Here is an 18,402-nt window from a genome sequence, read left to right as displayed (position 1 = left end):
GGGTTTAATACAAATTGATAGATAAATTTTTATTTTATTTAATATAGGAATTTATCTTAAGTATTTTTAATGTAGTTTGATATGAGTTATTTAAAAAATGCTTTATAAGATGATTTAGGAAATGATTGCGGTAGTATTTTTTAGTGTAATAAAAAATAGCTTATAAATTAGTGGATTTGGTGATTGATTGAATTGTAGGTATGGTGTTTAATATAATTAGTGTTGATTAAATAAGATTTATAATAGTGGCTTAGCCTTGCTTATTAGATTTAAATTGAGTTGTTAGTAAATTAATTTTTTAGATTAATAACATAGCTTATAAAATTTTTAATCTAAAGGGTTAGATTAAGGCATAATAATAGTATTCCAGAATAAAAAAGCGCATATGAAAGAACTAATATTACAAATTTAAAATAATAAAGAAAATTTTCTATAAAATTATAATATATGTGGTTTTTATCTTTTAGTTTATATTCTTTTGAAATTACTTTAAAATAACGAAAGCAAAATACACATTTAAAGAAAAGTTTAGCATTAAATTTTTTATACGGGTAAGCTTCACATAAGAATGCAAATCCTACAACTATCATAGCAAGAAATACTAGTTTCATAAAATCCTTTCAGTAGTATTTATAATACTTAATTAATCAAACCAACTATAACGCTTTATATTATTTTTTTCTAAAATTTCAATAAAATTTTTAATTTCATCTTGTGTAAACATATTTTGATTTATATGTATCGGAAATTGAAACTTCTTAAACCTAACTACTATGTTATTATTAGCAATAGAAGTAAAAAAGAAATAATCTTTAAATTTGTTATAGCAAACCTTTTGAGTGCAAAACTTTCTCTTAATTATGAAAAAATCTTCATAACAAATAACCGTTTTAATATCAATTGCACAAAAAAAATGATAAGGTATAATAGCAACTATAATAAAACCAATAATATTTGCTAAAAAATTATCTAAATCTATAAAACATATTCCAATCAGTAAAGTTGCTAAATCCCATATAAAAACAAATATATAATAAAGAGATACGAAAAAAGATTTTTTTCTATTCATCACAAAAATAGGCTCATTGTTGTTTTGCATAATATTTTCCTATATTATTTATTTTATTTTAAAAATAAGCTTTCCTTTAAGTTTTACCCTACAGCTTTTAACCTATTATTATATTCTCTATACTCTCAATTTTTATCATTATTTATTCTTTAGTTTAAAGAATTTAAATTAGGATTTATATTTATTTTGTTTTATAAATTGTAAGGCAAATAAAATAATAAAAGAAATAGCCAATAATATTATACTAAGCTCATTTGCTTTATTTAAATCTAGTGTTTCTAATGCTTCAAATACGGCAATAGAAGCGACTTTTGTCTCTCCTGCTACGCTACCGCCTATCATCATTACTACACCAAATTCTCCCATAGTATGAGCAAAACTCATAACACTAGCACTTATTATACTAGGGATTATTAGTGGCAAACAAAGGCGAAATATTATGTTAGCCTGAGATTTTTCAAGTAATTTAGCTCTATCAAAAAGATTTTTAGGCAAAGCATTAAATGCACTATAAATAGGATTAAACATAAAAGGCATAGAATAAATTATTGAAGCAATCAATAAAGCCTTAAAATTAAAAACAAGTTTAATATCAAAATTAGCCAAAAATTGCCCTAAATAATTATTAGGACTTAATAGCACCAATAAATAAAAGCCTAAAACGGTAGGGGGTAGCACAAGTGGCAATGAAATTATACTTAATAGTATTTTTTTACCAAAAAACTCTTTTTGGCTTAGATAAAATGCAGGATATAAGCAAATAAAAAATAATATTATAGTAGTTACGAAAGATAACTTAAGTGATAAGAAAATTGGTGTTAATTCTTGCATAAAAACTCATTATTTTGGATTTTTTCTATAAAAAATTCTTCTTTATTAAGACATTTTTCAAAACTACCATTTTTTACAAAATATATTTTATCAGCAAGGGCATTTATTTCAAAACACGAATGAGATACAAAAATAATTGTTCTTTTGTAGTCTTGATTTATTTTTTTGATTAGTTTTATAAGTGCTATTTTGTTACTATCATCAAGTGCGCTTAAAGGCTCGTCTAATAATATATATTTTGCATTTTTACTTAAGGCACAAATTAATGCTAGTCTTTGTTTTTGTCCTCCACTTAGAGTGCTGATTTTTTTAGTTTTGTGTTCTTCTAAATTAGCTAGTTTTAATAATTCATCGTAAAAATTACTTGTATTTTTATCTAATTTTTTACCAAAAATATATTTTAAATCATCTAAAAGAGTTTTAGTATTTGTAAAAACTAGATTTTCATATACATTAAAATTATCAAATAATGTGCAATCTTGAAATAAAAAAGCAATATCTTTTAGCAAAGGCTTATTAATAAGCCCAGCTATTAATTTTAAAATAGTGCTTTTACCACTTCCGCTATCACCAAACAATGCGATAATTTCCCCATCATCAAAGCTTAAGCTAGCATTTATTTTAAAGTCTTTAAAATCATGTTTTAAATCCAGCTCATTCATAGCCATATTTATTAAAAATTTCCTTTGCATCAGGGCTTAATATAAAATCATAAAACACTTTAGCATTTTTTTCTTTACTTGTAATTATCATACCTTGCAAAATTGGTTCGTATAATTTATCATCAATTTTTAATATGTTTTCATCACTAAAACCTAATTCTTTAATTTGCTCTACGCTAGACGCAGCTACAAAAGCATAATCACAAGCTTTTGTAGCTTGTAGTAATGTTGCTGAAATATTTGTAGCCGTTATTATGTTTGAACTATTTGGAATTTGATTTAATACTTCTTTAGCTGCTTTTCCATAAGGAGCTGTGTTTGGGTTTGCTATAGCTATACAAGATGCGGTTTTTAAATCATCTAAATTAGGCTTTTTTTTAGCTGAAAATAATATTAGCTTTCCTGTTGCATAAGTGATTGCTTGATTTTTAGTTAATTCTTCTAAATCTTTAGCAAATTCCATATTTGCAGATAAGAATACATCATAATTTGCTCCATTTTTAATTTGTGCGTTAAAGCTACCACTAGCACCTGTATTGACATTAAGTTTTATATCTGGGTGTAGTTTTTCAAATTTTTGCTTTAATTCGTTTAGTGGATAGCTTATATTTGCAGCTGCTGCGATATTTAAAGTATTTGCTAATGCAAAAGAACTTAAACTTAAAAATAATAATGCTTTTTTCATACTTACTCCTTTAAAATATAAAAAATTATATATTAAAAAATCTTTAATAAAACTGAATTTAAAAGCTTATTATATAAAATAATATATAATAAATTAATTTTTTATTTTAATATTACAATTATTAAAAAATGCTAGTATTTTGCCTTTTAATTTATTTAAGGAGAAAATATGAAAAAAATATTTTTAAGTTTAGCAGCAATTAGTGCTTTAATAATTCAAACAGGTTGTAACGATAAAAAAGAAGAGCAAAAACCAGCTCAAGAGCTTAGTCAAAATGTAAAATCAAGCACTGAAGAAGTGGCTAAGAAAATAGATACAATTGTAGATAATGTGGCAACAAAGGTTGATGAACATATAAATACTGCTGCAAATCAAGTTGAACCTATGATAAATTCTGCAGTAGATAGCATTAGTGATACTACAAAAAGCGTTGCTAATAATTTAAAAGAAAGCACCAATGAAGTTGCAAATACAATAAAAGAAAGCACAGATAGTGCAGCTAAAGCAATTACTGATGGCATTGATAAGGTTAGTAGTAGTGTTGAAAATGTTTTAAAAACTGATGCGGCGACTTTATTTAAAAAATGTATTGCTTGTCATGGAAAAAATGCAGAAAAATTAGCTCCTGGGGCTGAAGTTGTAATAAATACTTTAAGCGAGAGCGAAATTTATGAAGCTTTAAGTGGATATAAGGCGGGAACTTTTGGTGGTAAATCTCAAAAAACTATGCAATTACAAGTAAAAAATCTAAATGATGAAGATTTTAAAGCTTTAGCTAAATACATTAAGACTTTATAAAATAGTTAAAAATTAGGAATTTGAAATTCCTAATTTTATTTTATGATTATTTTGTAGTTAATAATATTTTTAGAAGTTTTTTTGCACTTTCAACACCAGGTTGATCGTAAGTGCTAATGCCTATCATAAGCCCACAAGCACCAACTAATAACTCATAATAATATATTAAATATCCGATATTGTAAGCACTTTTGCCATCAAGCTCAATTAGACTTGTTTCTATTCCTTCAGCTTTTATCGCATCAAGACACGATTTACTTTGAGCGTAAAGTAGCTCATCTAAACTATGTCCTACGCTTTGATTTTCAAGATTTTCAAGTCCTTTTATGTGCTTTATTTTGGGGCTATTTGGATTTGGTTTTATACGGATAAATTCTACGAATTTATCTTTTGGCCCTTCAATTATGAGTTGTAAAAACGAATGCTGGTCTTTTGGTCCTATTAGACTAATTGGTGTAAGTCCTACGCGTTTATATTCTTTAAATTTCCCAAGACTTTCGGCTACAAGCTGAACGAACCATTCGTTAAAATGGCGTAATTCTTCACAATAAGTGAATAAAACATAATTTTTATTTATCATTTTTGTGCTTAGCGTGTAGGCTAGATTAAGTATATGTTCTTTTGTTTTTTGCTCGTGCATACAATCTTTAGCGCCTTTGATAAGCTCATCAACATTAGCCCCTGCTAAAAATAACGGCACAAGTCCAACATTACTAAGCACTGAAAATCTACCGCTAACATTTTCTTCTATATCAAAATGCGTTATTTCATTTGTCTTTAAAAACTCATAAAATTTGGTATTTTGCATACAAATTCCTATTAAGTGATGCTTTAAATCATCTACATTTAAACCTAAAACATCAAGCAAAATCCTAAAATAACTTATACATTCAATTGTATTTCCAGATTTTGATACTAATATAAAAAGCGTTTTTTCAAGGTCAATTTTTTCTAATATTTCATTAAAAAGAGTGCTTGAAATATTGTCTAAATAATCAATATTTTTTATCCCCAAAAAACTCGTAATAGCCCTAGTGCCAACACTACTTCCACCCATTCCAATAACTATAAAATGACTTTTGTTAGCAAATTTTTCTTTTACTTTTTGAAGTTTTGAAATTCCTAAATCAAATTCTAAAGGCAAATCATAAAACCCAACTTCGCCACTTTGCCTTTCTTCATTCATTCTTTTTAGATAAAGACTTATGTTTTCTTGCGAAGTTTTTTCAAAATACTCTTGATAGGTAATCATTTGTAATCTCTTTCATAAAAGTATTTAGTCGCCTCAAAAAAACCTTCTACACTACCACAATCAAATCTAAGACCACTAAATACTAATCCTATACATCTACCTTCTTTTGCTTGAGTATTAAGAGCATCAGTAATTTGAATTTCTCCACCACGACCAGGTTTGGTATTATCTAAAATATCAAAAATATCAGGGGTTAGAATATATCTTCCAATAATTGCTAGATTTGTTTTTGCGTCTTTTGGGTCTGGTTTTTCAACCATATCTGTGATTTTGTAAATATTATCTTCTAATTTTACGCCTTCAATAATCCCATATTTTTTAGTATCTTTATTTGGAACTTCCATAAGTGCAACAATACTGCAACGATATTTTTCATATGCTTTTACCATTTGGCTCATTACACCACAAGCATCATTTACACACAAGTCATCTGCTAAAATTACCCCAAAAGGTTCATTACTAACCATATTTTTAGCACAATTTATCGCATCACCTAATCCATTCATTTTTCTTTGCCTAGTAAATGTGAAATTACATACTTCCATCTGCCTACGAACATCATCAAGTAATTTTTCTTTTTCACTGCCTTTTATTGCGTCTTCAATCTCATAAGATATATCAAAATAATCTTCTAAAGCTCTTTTTGTTCTGCCTGTAATAATACCTATATTTGTAAGCCCTGCTTCAATAGCTTCTTCCATAGCATAGTGTATTAATGGCTTATCTAAAATAGGTAGCATTTCTTTAGGTAAAGTTTTTGTTGCAGGTAAAAATCTAGTTCCATAACCTGCTGCTGGAAATATGCAAGTTTTTATCATCTTTCTTCCTTTTTGCTAATAAATATTAAAAAAGTTTAGCAATAATGCGTTAATTTATATTTAAGATTGGAAAAGTTATGGTTAATATAGTGTTATGTGGTGGGAGTGGGACTAGACTTTGGCCACTTAGTAGAAGTCTTATGCCTAAACAATTTCTTAGGATTTTTGATAATAAATCTTTATTTTTGCTCACGTGTGAGAGAAATTCAAAGCTTTGTGAAAAAACTCTTATTGTATCAAACGAACAGCAGTATTTTTTGGCACTTGATGAAATCGGTCAAAGAAACGAAATTTATAAAAACACATCATATTTGCTTGAGCCACTTGCTAAAAACACAGCTGCAGCAATAGCGTTGGCTTGTTTTGGACTTAGTGATGAAGAAGTGGTTTTGATAACTCCAAGCGACCATCTTATAAAAGATTTATCATCTTATGAAAAAGTCATATCAAAGGCTAAAGATTTGGCAAATGAAGGCTTTTTGGTAACTTTTGGTATCAAACCAACTCACGCTGAAACAGGCTATGGATATATAAAATCAAGCGATGGTTTAAATGTAGATGGTTTTTATGAAAAGCCTGATTTTAAAACAGCTCAAAAATATATAATGGGGGGGGGTATTTTTGGAATTCTGGAATGTTTATGTTTAAAGTTGGAGTATTTTTAGAAGAGCTTAAAAAACATTCAAACGATATTTACGAAACTTCATTAAGTGCTTATAAAAAATCTACCAAAAACAATAATACCACTAGAATAAAAATCGATGATATGGCAAAAATCCCTGAAAATAGCATTGATTATGCTGTTATGGAAAAATCAAACCTAATGAAAGTTGTCCCTGCTGATATTAATTGGTCTGATTTGGGTAGCTTTGAAGCATTAAGTGAAGAGATTAAAAGCACAGAATTTAAAAGTGTAAATTCAAACAATAACTTTGTATATAGTGATAAATTAGTATCTTTAATAGATGTTGATGATTTAATTGTAGTTGATACAAAAGATGCCTTGCTAATTTCAAAAAAGGGCAAATCTCATCATGTAAAGCAAATAGTAAAGAGTCTAAAAGATGATGAAAGAGCAAAAGCCCACACTACAGCTTATAGACCTTGGGGAAGTTATAGTGTGCTTGAAGTTGCAAATGGCTATAAGATTAAAAAAATCGTTGTAAACGTAGGCAAAAGACTGTCTTTGCAAAAGCATTTTCATAGAAACGAACACTGGATAGTAGTAAGCGGAACTGCAAGTGTTGAGATTGATGGGGTTAAGCAGCTTGTAAGGGCAAATGAGTCTGTGTATATAAAAATGGGGCAAATACATCGCCTAAGTAATGATGGTAAAATCCCACTTGTATTAATTGAAGCTCAAGTGGGAGAATACACAGGCGAAGATGATATAGTAAGATTTGAAGATGATTATAATAGAAATTGAAAGGAATTTAAATGAGTAAAAAAGTAGCTTTAATTACAGGGGTAACTGGTCAAGATGGAGCATATCTGTCTGAGTTTTTGCTAAATAAGGGTTATGAAGTTCATGGGATTAAAAGAAGAGCATCGCTTTTTAATACAGATAGAATTGATCATCTTATGGAAGATAGTAGTGTATCTAATAATAATTTTTTCTTACATTATGGTGATATGACTGATTCTATGAATTTAACTAGAATTGTAAGTGAAGTAAAACCTGATGAGATATATAATCTTGCTGCGATGAGCCATGTACATGTTAGCTTTGATACGCCTGAATACACTGCAAATGCTGATGGTATAGGCACTCTTAGACTTCTTGAAGCGATTAGATTTTTAGGGCTAACCGATAAAACTAAAATTTATCAAGCATCTACAAGTGAGCTTTTTGGTTTAGTTCAGCAAGTCCCACAAACAGAAAAAACCCCATTTTATCCTCGCTCTCCTTATGCTTGTGCTAAGCTTTATGCTTATTGGATAACTATAAATTACAGAGAAGCTTACAATATTTTTGCTTGTAATGGAATACTATTTAATCACGAAAGCCCTATTAGAGGGGAAACTTTTGTAACTAGAAAGATAACTCGTGCAGCAGCAAAAATAGCTCTTGGAATGCAAGATAAGTTATATTTAGGTAATTTATCAGCTAAAAGGGACTGGGGTCATGCAAAAGACTATGTGAAAATGATGTGGTTAATTCTTCAAGCCCCTAAGCCAGAAGATTGGGTAATAGCAACAGGGGTTACAACTGAAGTAAGAGAGTTTGTAAGACTTGCGTTTGCTGAGCTTGGAGTTGAAGTTGAGTTTCGTGGCAATGGAGTAGATGAAAGAGGCTATGTAAAGGCTTGTCATGGAGATTTTAAACTTGAAATTGGTAAAGAAATTGTAGCAGTTGATCCAAGGTATTTTAGACCTACTGAAGTAGAATTACTAGTAGGTGATGCAAGTAAAGCTAGAGAAAAGCTTGGCTGGGTTCCAGAATATGATCTAAATATGCTTGTAAAAGATATGGCAAAATCGGACTTACAACTAATGCAAAAAGATAAATACTTGCAAGATGGTGGGTATAAAATCTTAAGGTATTTTGAATGAAAACGTTAAAAATGCTTATTACTGATTGGTGGGGTGAAAACAATGAAGCTAATTTTTATAATAATTTAATTATTAAAAGATTGCAAAAAAAATATAAAGTAGTTTATTCTAATACACCTGATTATTTATTATATGGTCCATTTGGAGATAATCATAGGAAATTTAACAATTGTGTTAAGATTTTTTTTACACTTGAAAATAAGATTGCAAATTTTGATGAATGTGATTATGGTATTGATTTTGATAGTAATCTTGCTGACGATGAAAGACATTTAAAACATTATCATTATTTATCTGATTCTTTTTATAATTTAACATTGGAAAAAAGGCTAGAAAAATTAAAATTTAAAAATAAATTTTGTTCTTTTTTAGTTAGTGCAAAAGCTGTAAACTCTCCAAGAGATGATTTTTTTAATTTTTTAAATATGTATAAAAAAATAGATAGTGGCGGTGGACACTTAAATAATTTAGGCTATAGGGTAGGTGATAGATTTAATAATTTTAAAAAATCAAAACTAGAATGGTTGCAAGAATATAAATTTAATATTTGTTTTGAAAACTCATCTTCAAGTGGATATCTTACTGAAAAAATATTTCATGCTTTTGAATCAGGATGTATTCCTATATATTGGGGTGATCCAAGTATAAATGAAATAATTAATCCTAATTCATACATAAATATACAAAATTATTCAGGTTTTAATGTAGTTTTAGAAAAAATTAAGGAAATTGATAATAATGAACAAGCTTATTTGGATATGATAAATCAACCTATTTTTTTACAAGATATAGATTATTATAAAATGTATTATGGGAAACTAGATGAATTTTTGGATAATATTTTTTGTCTTAGCAAAGACAAAGCTATTAAAAGAAAAATTGGACTTTTTGATAAAATTAAAATAATGATCGGGATAAAATGAAAAAAACTGATAAAATCTATATAGCAGGGCATAATGGGCTTGTTGGCTCTGCTATTTTAAAATATTTAAAAGATAAGGGTTATACAAATTTCGTATGTTTGTCTCATAATGAGCTAGATTTAACAAATCAAGCAAAAGTATCGGATTTTTTTGCCAAAGAAAAGCCTGATTATGTAGTTTTAGCGGCTGCAAAAGTTGGCGGTATAATGGCAAATAATACTTATAGAGCTGATTTTATATATGAAAACTTGCAAATCCAAAATAATATTATCCATAGTGCATATTTGTATGGTGTTAAAAAGCTTTTATTTTTAGGCTCAAGCTGTATTTATCCAAAGAACGCAAAACAACCTATAAAAGAAGAATACTTATTAACCGATGAGCTAGAATATACAAACGAGCCTTACGGGGTAGCAAAAATAGCTGGTCTTAAGATGTGCGAGTCATATAACTTACAATATGGCACAAATTTCATCTCAGTAATGCCAACAAATCTTTATGGAAATAATGATAATTTTGATTTAGAAAAATCTCATGTAATGCCAGCACTTATTCGTAAAATGCACCTTGCAAAACTACTTAATGAAAATAAATTTGATGAGGTTTGTAAGGATTTAGGTATAGCTGATATAAATAAGGCTAAAGAATATTTAGCTAAATTTGGTGTGAGCGATAAAAGTGTAGAGATTTGGGGTAGTGGTAAGCCTTTAAGAGAGTTTTTACATGTTGATGATATGGCAGCTGCAAGTGTATTTGTGCTTGAAAGTGTAGACTTTAAAGATATTTGTGGAAAGGGCGAGATAAAAAATACTCATATAAATGTTGGCTTTGGAAGTGATATAAGTATAAAAGATTTAGCTTATATGATAAAAGATATTGTCGAATTTAGTGGAGAGATAGTTTTTAACGCTACTAAGCCTGATGGTACTATGAAAAAACTTATAGATAGCTCAAGGTTAAATAAACTTGGTTTTAAGCCAAAAATAAGCCTCGAAGAAGGTATAAGAAGTGTTTATGAAAATTATAAGGAAAAGTTTTGAAATAAATAAAACTAAGGATTGTTGATTGGTGGGAAAAGGACAATGAAGAGAATTTTGAAAAATAATTTGATAAATATTTTTATTTTTTTTGCAATAAAAGTAAACAAATATAATGCTTTTAACAAAGAGTAAGTCTTTATTAAATAACCAATAGATTTTATAAAATTTAATTATTTAAATTTAGATTATAAATTTATAAAGACTTATAAAAATTAGGTAATATTTTTAGAAGATTATTAAGATTGTTTTGTAAAATTCTATAATATATTACTAATTAATATAAAAGTTTTAAGGCAAGTTTGCGTATGAAAAAAACTATAAAAGTGAAAATTACCGATTGGTGGATAGTATACAGTAATACCAAATACACTAATTATTTTATAATATTATATATTAAAGCTAGCAAAAGACATGAAATTTTTGAAGATTTGTGTAAATATAGAAAAGTTGATTCTGATGGAAGATATCAATGATAAAATTAACATTAAAATTTATGCTAAAAAGTTTGTGGAGAATTATGAGAATAAAAATAAATTTTAAGGAAAATAAATGCCACTAATATCAATAATCCTACCAACTTATAATGTTGAAAAGTATATTGCAAGAGCACTTGAAAGCTGCATAAATCAAACTTTAAAAGATATAGAAATAATAGTAGTAGATGATAAAGGTCAAGATAAAAGCATTGATATTGCATACGAATATGCAAATAAAGATAGTAGGATAAAAATTATTCATAATAAAGAAAATTTAAAATTACTCCATGCAAGAGCTGAAGGGGTAAAGGTAGCTACAAGCGATTTAATTATGTTTTTAGACCCAGATGATGAATTAGAGCTTAATGCTTGTGAGATTTTATATATTCATTACAATAATGAGTTTAAGTTGCTAAGATGTAATTTTTCTTTAATAGGTTTTGATGAAACATATAATTTAAATGTGGCACATAGTTATGATGAATATATTCAATTAAGTGGAAAACATGTATATTATGATTTTTTAATGTGGGGTGTTTTGATTAATAAACAATTATATTTGGATTGTTTGTTGTTAGTGGAAGAGTATGGTTTAGATAATATAAATTTTATTGAAGATGTTACAATGGGTTTTTTATTAATAAACAAAACAAATAATTATTCTTATATTGAAAATAAATTATATAAATACTATAAAAATACTAATTCTTTAACAAATAGTAGTCAATTTGATTTAAAATTAAAGTTGCGTATAATAAATATGATTATAAGGTTTTTTAATACTATGAAAAATAAATATCCACAAGATTTTAATAATAAAATTTATATATCAAATTTATATATGCTAATAAGACTGAAATATAAATCAGAAAAAGAATTAAATTGTAATATTATAGGTAGATTACTTGGTAAAATATCGTATGAAATAAATAAGTTAAAGTTAAAAATATGTCACTAATATCAATAATCCTACCAACTTATAATGTTGAAAAGTATATTGCAAGAGCACTTGAAAGCTGCATAAATCAAACTTTAAAAGATATAGAAATAATAGTAGTAGATGATAAAGGTCAAGATAAAAGCATTGATATTGCATATGAATATGCAAATAAAGATAGTAGGATAAAAATTATTCATAATATAACAAATAAAGGCACTTATGAAGCTAGAAATATAGGTGTAAGAAATGCTAATTCTGAATTAATTATGTTTTTAGACCCAGATGATGAATTAGAGCTTAATGCTTGTGAGATTGTTTATACTAATATGTTAGATGGAAGTGATATGTTATGTTTTAATGCTAGAAAAATTAATTTAGATGGCACTATAAAAAATATGCTAGTGTTTAATAACAATATATTTTATGTATATAATTTTGAACAATTTATTAATACAAAGGATTCTTTTTGGAATTTATGTTTTAAATGTTTTAAGAAACATAAATTATTAGAGTCTATTAATAATACAAAAATTAGTACTAAAATTTTAATGGCAGAAGATGCTTTATTGTTTTATTTTGCTCTTGCTAATATAAATATAATCAAATCAATTTCTGATTGTATTTATAATTATTATAACAATCCAAATTCATCAATGAATATTAGCAGTATTGATGTATTAAAAAATAATATTATAAATGAACGTTATGTTTTAAATATTATTAGTGATACATATATAGATAATACCAATAGAATAAAAAAAGTATTATTGTATAGATTAAAATTATCTTTAGCTTACAAACAATATCTTTATAATTCTCAAGTATTTCCAAAGTTTAAGCTGATTTTTAGATTAATACTGAGTTTAAGAAAAAAATATTATAGAATAATAGCTTGTTTTTCAAAATTTATTATTTAAATTTATTTAATATTTTTGCAAGCATAGATTTTTTGGTTATTTGTATTTCTGGTGTTTGTATAAAAATATTGTCCCTTGTATCTTTTATTATATCATTTATGTAATTATTTTTAACAACATGATTTTGTATTGTGCTTTCTAGGGTATTTAATTGTAAAAAATTATTATTTTTTATAAATAGTAAATCTGTATTTGGAGTATGATTAGATGAAAATAACATATCTTTATATATGAAATTATGTATAATACTATCCTTATTATAATTAATATGACTTATGTTTTTATTATTGGCAAAATCTATGCCAGTATAGTATATGTTTTTATATCCCAAAGATTTACCTAACAACATTAGTAATACACCAGATGTAGGTCTTAAATCATTAAATTCATTTAGCAAACATAGTTCTTTTAAGATTGTATTGTTTATAAAATTATTTAATATCATCACAAAAGGCATTGTTTGTATAAAATCATTTATATTGAAGTTTATATCCCAATTTTTATTTATATAATTTAAACATACATATTCAACATGGTATTCTTGTTTGCTTATTAAAGTATTTAATGTTTTTAATTGAGAGTAAATAACCATTGGATTAAACATAACAAGTTTTATGTTTTTTCCTAAATAATACTTATCTTCACAATAGAACTGATTACACCTAAATACGTCATATTCTTTTGGCATTGAATTTAAATCTATATTTTTAAGACTTGGGCCATTTCCAGCCACTATTAAATTGTCGCTAGTTCTATTGAATTGAAGCATTTTAAAGTTCCTTTTTTGTTACATTTAAAATATATTATAGTGTTTAAAAATAAAATAAGGGGTTTAAATGCAAATTTTAAATAGAATTATAGATACAAATCATCCAGCTCTAATTATTGCGGAAATTGGTATTAATCATGGTGGTAGCCTTGAAGTTGCTAAACAAATGGTAGATGCGGCTCATCGTGCAGGAATTGAAGTTGTAAAACATCAAACCCATATAGTAGAAGATGAGATGAGTAAAGAAGCTAAGAAGGTAATTCCAGGAAACTCAAACGATAGTATATATGATATTATGGCTAGATGTGCCTTAAATGAGGTTGATGAACTAGAGCTTAAAAAATATGTAGAAAGTAAAGGTATGATTTTTATATCAACCCCATTTAGCCGTGCAGCAGCTCTTAGATTAGAGAGTTTTGGAGTAGGTGCATATAAAATAGGTTCTGGCGAGATGAATAATTACCCACTTTTAAAATTAATTGCTAGCTTTCATAAACCGACAATTATATCAACAGGCATGAATGATATAGCTTCTATTAAAAAAGCTGTAAAGATTTTCAAAGATGAAAATACCCCTATTGCATTACTTCATACAACAAATCTTTATCCAACACCACCACAGTTAGTAAGGCTTGGGGCTATGCAAGAGATGATGAACGAATTCCCTGATTTAGAAATTGGACTTAGCGATCATACTTTAAACAATAACTCATCAATTGCAGCTATTGCTTTAGGAGCAACGATAATTGAAAGACATTTTACCGATCATAAAAATAGAATTGGTGAAGATATAGTTTGTTCTATGGATGAAAATGAAGCAAGAGAGCTTGTAAATGCTGCAAAAGAACTTCATCAAATGAAAGGTGGCAAAAAAGAAGCAGCTAAAGAAGAAAAAGTAACCATTGATTTTGCATTTGCAACTTGTGTAAGCATAAAACCTATTAAAAAAGGAGAGATGTTTAGCGTGGATAATCTTTGGGTAAAACGCCCTGGAACAGGTGAAATACTAGCTGAACATTATGAAAGTTTATTGGGTAAAAAAGCAAGATATGATATAGAAAATGATACTCATATAACTTGGGATATGGTAAATGAGTAAAAAAATACTTTTTGTAAGTGGAACAAGAGCAGATTGGGGGAAAATAAAACCATTAATAGAAAAAATTCAAAAGGATAATAGTTTAAATTATATGATTTATGCTTGTGGTATGCATTTACTAGAGCAATTTGGAAGCACTTATAAAGAAATTATCAAAGATGGATTTTCAAATTTATATTTAGCAAAAAAATATAAAACAAATAAAACTGATATAAATTTATCTCATTTTATAAGTGATTTTAGCGAGTTTGTAAGTTCATATAAACCTGATATGATAGTAATTCACGGGGATAGACCGGAGGCTTTAGGTGGTGCTATTGTTGGAGCATTTAATAATATTTTAGTAGCCCATATTGAAGGTGGAGAAAAAAGTGGCACTATAGATGATAGTATAAGACACTCGGTTACTAAACTATCTCATATACATTTTGTCGCAAATGATGAAGCTAAGGCTAGACTTATTCAACTAGGAGAAGATGAAAAAACTATTTTTGTGATAGGTTCTGCAGATATTGATGTAATGTTAAGTGATAATTTGCCAAATTTAGATGATGTTAAGTCATATTACAATATAGAGTTTAAAGATTATGCAATATTTTCATTTCATCCTGTTACAACTGAAGTTCATTCTATGCAATATCAAATTGAGAATTTAATTCAACTATTAATTAATAGTAATAAAAACTATATTTGCATATATCCGAATAATGATTTGGGTAGCGATATTATTTTAAATGAATTAAAGAAGTTAAAAACTAATTCAAAATTTAAATTATTTCCATCAATTAAATTTGAAAAATTTTTAACACTTTTAAAATATGCTGAATTTATTATAGGAAATAGTTCAGCTGGTATTAGAGAAGCTAGAGTATATGGGACTTATTGTATAAATATAGGTTCAAGGCAAAATTCAAGAGTAAAAGAAAATATAAAATATATAAAAACATTTAAATCAGATGATATGCAATTACTTGATTTTATTAAAACACATAATTTTAATATAAAAAATAAAGATAATTCTTTTAGTAGTGGAAATTGTGCAGGTGAATTTCTTAAAATTTTAAATAATAAAAAGACTTGGAAAATTAATTTGCAAAAAAGGTTCAATGATTTATGAAGGTTTTAGCAATTATTCCGGCAAGAAGTGGTAGTAAAGGTGTAAAAGACAAAAACATTAGATTAGTAAATAAAATTCCTTTAATGGCATATACAATTAGTGCAGCTATTAAATCTGAAATTTTTGATGAAATAATGGTGTCTACTGATAGTATAGAATATGCGAGTATTGCTAAAAAATATGGTGCAAGTGTGCCATTTTTACGTTCAGAAAAAACAAGTGGTGATACAGCTAAAACCTTAGATTGTATCTTAGAAGTCCTAGATGAGTATAAAAAAATAGATAAAACATTTGATATTTTAATAATTTTACAACCAACATCACCACTTAGAGATGCCGAAGATATTAAAGGAGCTTTTAATACATTTTTAAAGTATAAAAAAAGTGTAGTTAGTGTATGTGAAGGTGATAATGTTGTTTTATTAAGAACTATCAGTGATGGTAAATTAGAAAAAATAATAGAACAAAATAGTACTATAAGACGTCAAGATTTTAAGAAAAACTATAAAATTAATGGAGCTATTTATATAAATTATATTAAAGACTTAGATGAAAATACGAGTTTTAATGATAACGAAATAGCTTTTATTATGGAAAAATCCCATTCACTTGATATAGATACTGAGTGGGACTTGAAAGTACTTAATAGCATAATTTAATGACATAAATTATTTTATAATATAATAGTTTTTTTTAAAATTATCAAATAAATTGCAGGTTTGTATTAATAAACTTAAAGTATTCTAAAGAAAAGGTAAAAATATGAAAAATATAAAATCAGCAATTTATACAAACGAACTAAATATAATAAATATTGAAGCAATGATGTCAAAGGGCTTACCTGCTTTTAATATCGTAGGATTAGCAAGCACTAGTATCAAAGAAAGCGTAGATAGGATAAAATCAGCTTTTGCTAATCTTGATGACTTTACAATGCCTTGCAAAAAAATCGTAATAAATTTAAGCCCATCAGATATTCCTAAAAATGGTAGTTATTTTGATTTAGCAATTGCGCTTTTAGTATATTTTTATGAAAAAGATTTAGATAATGATTATTATGTATTTGGAGAGCTTGGGTTAAATGGGGATATTAAAAGCACTTCGGGGCTTTTTTCTATTTTATTATTTTTAGCTAGATTTAAGCCAAATTCTAAGGTTTTAGTGCCTAAAGACTTAGCAAATAAAATTAGCTTGATTTATAATTTGCAGTGTTATGCTGTCGGGAATTTACTTGAAGCTTTTGAATTTTTTACTAGCGAAGATAAGGAAAAATTCAGAATAAACTATAATGAAAATATTTTTAATTCTTTAATCAAAATCAATAATAAAAGTTATATAAAAAATACAAATTACCCACTAGATTTTATAGACATTAGGGGGCAAGAACAAGCAAAATTAGCTTGTAAAATAGCAGCTTTAGGAATGCACAATATTATGCTAGAAGGCTCACCTGGAAGTGGTAAGAGTATGTGTGCTAAAAGGCTAGTTTATATAATGCCTCCACTTAGCGTTGATGAGATTTTAGAAAATAATGCTTATAGGAGCTTAAATGGCGAGAAGCTTGATTTTTCGTCTATTAGAAGCTTTAGAAGTCCGCATAGAAGCTCAACTATTAGCTCAATTTTAGGTGGTGGGACTAAAAATGCTAGGATAGGCGAAATTGCTTTGGCAAATAATGGGGTTTTGTTTTTTGATGAATTTACTTATTTTAATAAGCAAATTATAGAAAGCCTAAGAGAGCCTTTAGAAGATAATTTAATCAATATCTCAAGGGTTAATTCAAAAATATCTTATAAAACTAAATTCTTATTCATATCAGCCTTAAATCCTTGCCCTTGTGGAAATCTCTTTAAAAAAGAGCAAAATTGCAAATGCCTTGAGCGTGATATTATAAGGTATAAAAGCAAGATTTCAGAGCCGATTTATGATAGGATTGATTTATATGTGGCGGTTGATGAGGTTGATATGAACGCAAAAGCAAGTGTTAGTAGCAAGGATTTAGCTAATGAGATTTTAAAGGCTTTTATCTTTCAAAAAGAGATAAGAAAGCAAGATGAGTTTAATGGTAAATTAAGCGATGAAGATATTAAAAAATACTGCATTTTAGAAGATAGTGCAAGAGATATTTTTAACAAAGCTATTAATAATTATCATTTAAGTGCTAGGGCTGCTAATAAGGTTTTAAAGGTTGCTAGGTCTTTGGCTGATTTTGAAGAGAGATTAAAAATAAACGAAAAAGATATAAAAATAGCTTTATCTTTTAGATATAGAGCAAAACATTAGATTTTGATTTTAAATTCTTGAGTTTTAAAGAATTTAAAATTAGTAGTTAAAGTTAAATCAATAATCTAACAATTGATTATCAAATACAATACTTTTCATACCTTTTAAAGCAGAGAATAAAACAATTTTTCTTTTTGTTATATAACTTATATTTGTCTAAATCAAGATTT

The 18,402-nt window shown here is 27.1% G+C and carries 16 protein-coding genes and 2 pseudogenes; 11 read left to right on the top strand and 7 right to left on the bottom strand.

The features are described from left to right. Window positions 1–643 precede the first annotated feature (643 nt). The 4 genes from AVBRAN9334_RS06350 to modA form a co-directional block, all read right to left on the bottom strand. Window positions 644–1,099, bottom strand: a complete 456-nt coding sequence (locus AVBRAN9334_RS06350; protein WP_336607298.1) for a hypothetical protein — start codon at window positions 1,097–1,099, stop codon at window positions 644–646. 138 nt (window positions 1,100–1,237) lie between these two features. Further along, window positions 1,238–1,900, bottom strand: coding sequence for a molybdate ABC transporter permease subunit (gene modB, locus AVBRAN9334_RS06345; RefSeq protein WP_336607297.1), 663 nt, complete (start codon window positions 1,898–1,900; stop codon window positions 1,238–1,240). Then, window positions 1,888–2,592 carry an ATP-binding cassette domain-containing protein gene (locus AVBRAN9334_RS06340; RefSeq protein ID WP_336607296.1) on the bottom strand — a complete coding sequence of 235 codons (705 nt, stop codon included), beginning with the start codon at window positions 2,590–2,592 and terminating at the stop codon, window positions 1,888–1,890. The genes modB and AVBRAN9334_RS06340 overlap by 13 nt, the downstream gene beginning before the upstream one ends. Next, the gene (modA, locus tag AVBRAN9334_RS06335; RefSeq protein WP_336607295.1) at window positions 2,555–3,247 is read right to left on the bottom strand and encodes a molybdate ABC transporter substrate-binding protein; all 693 of its coding nucleotides are present in this window, start codon (window positions 3,245–3,247) and stop codon (window positions 2,555–2,557) included. Before modA ends, AVBRAN9334_RS06340 begins: the two co-directional genes overlap by 38 nt. A 168-nt stretch (window positions 3,248–3,415) precedes the next feature. On the opposite strand from modA, the gene AVBRAN9334_RS06330 reads away from it, so the two are divergent. Beyond that, window positions 3,416–4,045 carry a c-type cytochrome gene (locus AVBRAN9334_RS06330; RefSeq protein ID WP_250325654.1) on the top strand — a complete coding sequence of 210 codons (630 nt, stop codon included), beginning with the start codon at window positions 3,416–3,418 and terminating at the stop codon, window positions 4,043–4,045. Between the two features lie 46 nt (window positions 4,046–4,091). Here the strand turns inward: AVBRAN9334_RS06330 and AVBRAN9334_RS06325 are convergent, their stop codons facing one another. Both AVBRAN9334_RS06325 and galU read right to left on the bottom strand, forming a co-directional pair. Continuing rightward, entirely contained in the window at window positions 4,092–5,297 is a 1,206-nt protein-coding gene (locus tag AVBRAN9334_RS06325) for a glucose-6-phosphate isomerase (protein ID WP_336607294.1), read from the bottom strand. Continuing rightward, window positions 5,294–6,115, bottom strand: a complete 822-nt coding sequence (galU, locus tag AVBRAN9334_RS06320) for a UTP--glucose-1-phosphate uridylyltransferase GalU (RefSeq protein ID WP_214118246.1) — start codon at window positions 6,113–6,115, stop codon at window positions 5,294–5,296. The genes AVBRAN9334_RS06325 and galU overlap by 4 nt, the downstream gene beginning before the upstream one ends. Window positions 6,116–6,192: 77 nt before the next feature. On the opposite strand from galU, the pseudogene AVBRAN9334_RS06315 reads away from it, so the two are divergent. The 6 genes and pseudogenes from AVBRAN9334_RS06315 to AVBRAN9334_RS06290 all read left to right on the top strand — a co-directional run bounded on the left by AVBRAN9334_RS06315 (window position 6,193) and on the right by AVBRAN9334_RS06290 (window position 12,964). Continuing rightward, window positions 6,193–7,541: pseudogene (locus AVBRAN9334_RS06315) on the top strand (mannose-1-phosphate guanylyltransferase/mannose-6-phosphate isomerase). 11 nt (window positions 7,542–7,552) lie between these two features. Beyond that, entirely contained in the window at window positions 7,553–8,668 is a 1,116-nt protein-coding gene (gmd, locus tag AVBRAN9334_RS06310; RefSeq protein ID WP_336607293.1) for a GDP-mannose 4,6-dehydratase, read from the top strand. Beyond that, entirely contained in the window at window positions 8,665–9,591 is a 927-nt protein-coding gene (locus AVBRAN9334_RS06305) for a glycosyltransferase family 10 domain-containing protein (protein WP_214118240.1), read from the top strand. Before gmd ends, AVBRAN9334_RS06305 begins: the two co-directional genes overlap by 4 nt. Beyond that, the gene (locus AVBRAN9334_RS06300) at window positions 9,588–10,631 is read left to right on the top strand and encodes a GDP-L-fucose synthase family protein (protein WP_214118238.1); all 1,044 of its coding nucleotides are present in this window, start codon (window positions 9,588–9,590) and stop codon (window positions 10,629–10,631) included. Before AVBRAN9334_RS06305 ends, AVBRAN9334_RS06300 begins: the two co-directional genes overlap by 4 nt. A 549-nt stretch (window positions 10,632–11,180) precedes the next feature. Continuing rightward, a pseudogene (locus tag AVBRAN9334_RS10230) lies at window positions 11,181–11,483 on the top strand (glycosyltransferase family 2 protein); the annotation flags it as partial. Between the two features lie 572 nt (window positions 11,484–12,055). Next, a complete protein-coding gene (locus AVBRAN9334_RS06290) occupies window positions 12,056–12,964 on the top strand; it encodes a glycosyltransferase family 2 protein (protein WP_336607292.1) in 909 nt (302 codons plus the stop codon). On the opposite strand, the gene AVBRAN9334_RS06285 is transcribed toward AVBRAN9334_RS06290, so the two are convergent. Beyond that, window positions 12,957–13,733 (bottom strand): alpha-2,3-sialyltransferase, encoded by a 777-nt coding sequence (locus tag AVBRAN9334_RS06285; protein ID WP_336607291.1) that lies wholly within the window; start codon window positions 13,731–13,733, stop codon window positions 12,957–12,959. The genes AVBRAN9334_RS06290 and AVBRAN9334_RS06285 overlap by 8 nt on opposite strands. A 67-nt stretch (window positions 13,734–13,800) precedes the next feature. On the opposite strand from AVBRAN9334_RS06285, the gene AVBRAN9334_RS06280 reads away from it, so the two are divergent. From AVBRAN9334_RS06280 to AVBRAN9334_RS06265, 4 genes are all read left to right on the top strand, one after another. Next, window positions 13,801–14,832, top strand: a complete 1,032-nt coding sequence (locus AVBRAN9334_RS06280; RefSeq protein WP_336607290.1) for an N-acetylneuraminate synthase family protein — start codon at window positions 13,801–13,803, stop codon at window positions 14,830–14,832. Beyond that, window positions 14,825–15,949 (top strand): UDP-N-acetylglucosamine 2-epimerase, encoded by a 1,125-nt coding sequence (gene neuC, locus AVBRAN9334_RS06275; RefSeq protein ID WP_336607289.1) that lies wholly within the window; start codon window positions 14,825–14,827, stop codon window positions 15,947–15,949. The genes AVBRAN9334_RS06280 and neuC overlap by 8 nt, the downstream gene beginning before the upstream one ends. Continuing rightward, the gene (locus tag AVBRAN9334_RS06270) at window positions 15,946–16,608 is read left to right on the top strand and encodes an acylneuraminate cytidylyltransferase family protein (RefSeq protein ID WP_336607288.1); all 663 of its coding nucleotides are present in this window, start codon (window positions 15,946–15,948) and stop codon (window positions 16,606–16,608) included. The genes neuC and AVBRAN9334_RS06270 overlap by 4 nt, the downstream gene beginning before the upstream one ends. A gap of 103 nt (window positions 16,609–16,711) precedes the next feature. Then, the gene (locus AVBRAN9334_RS06265) at window positions 16,712–18,232 is read left to right on the top strand and encodes a YifB family Mg chelatase-like AAA ATPase (protein ID WP_336607287.1); all 1,521 of its coding nucleotides are present in this window, start codon (window positions 16,712–16,714) and stop codon (window positions 18,230–18,232) included. Window positions 18,233–18,402: the final 170 nt, after the last annotated feature.

The organism is Campylobacter sp. RM9334 (assembly GCF_020138145.1).
Classification (GTDB): domain Bacteria; phylum Campylobacterota; class Campylobacteria; order Campylobacterales; family Campylobacteraceae; genus Campylobacter_E.
Note: the sequence above shows the minus strand (reverse complement) of the source record. Positions and strands in the feature narration are given on the sequence as shown.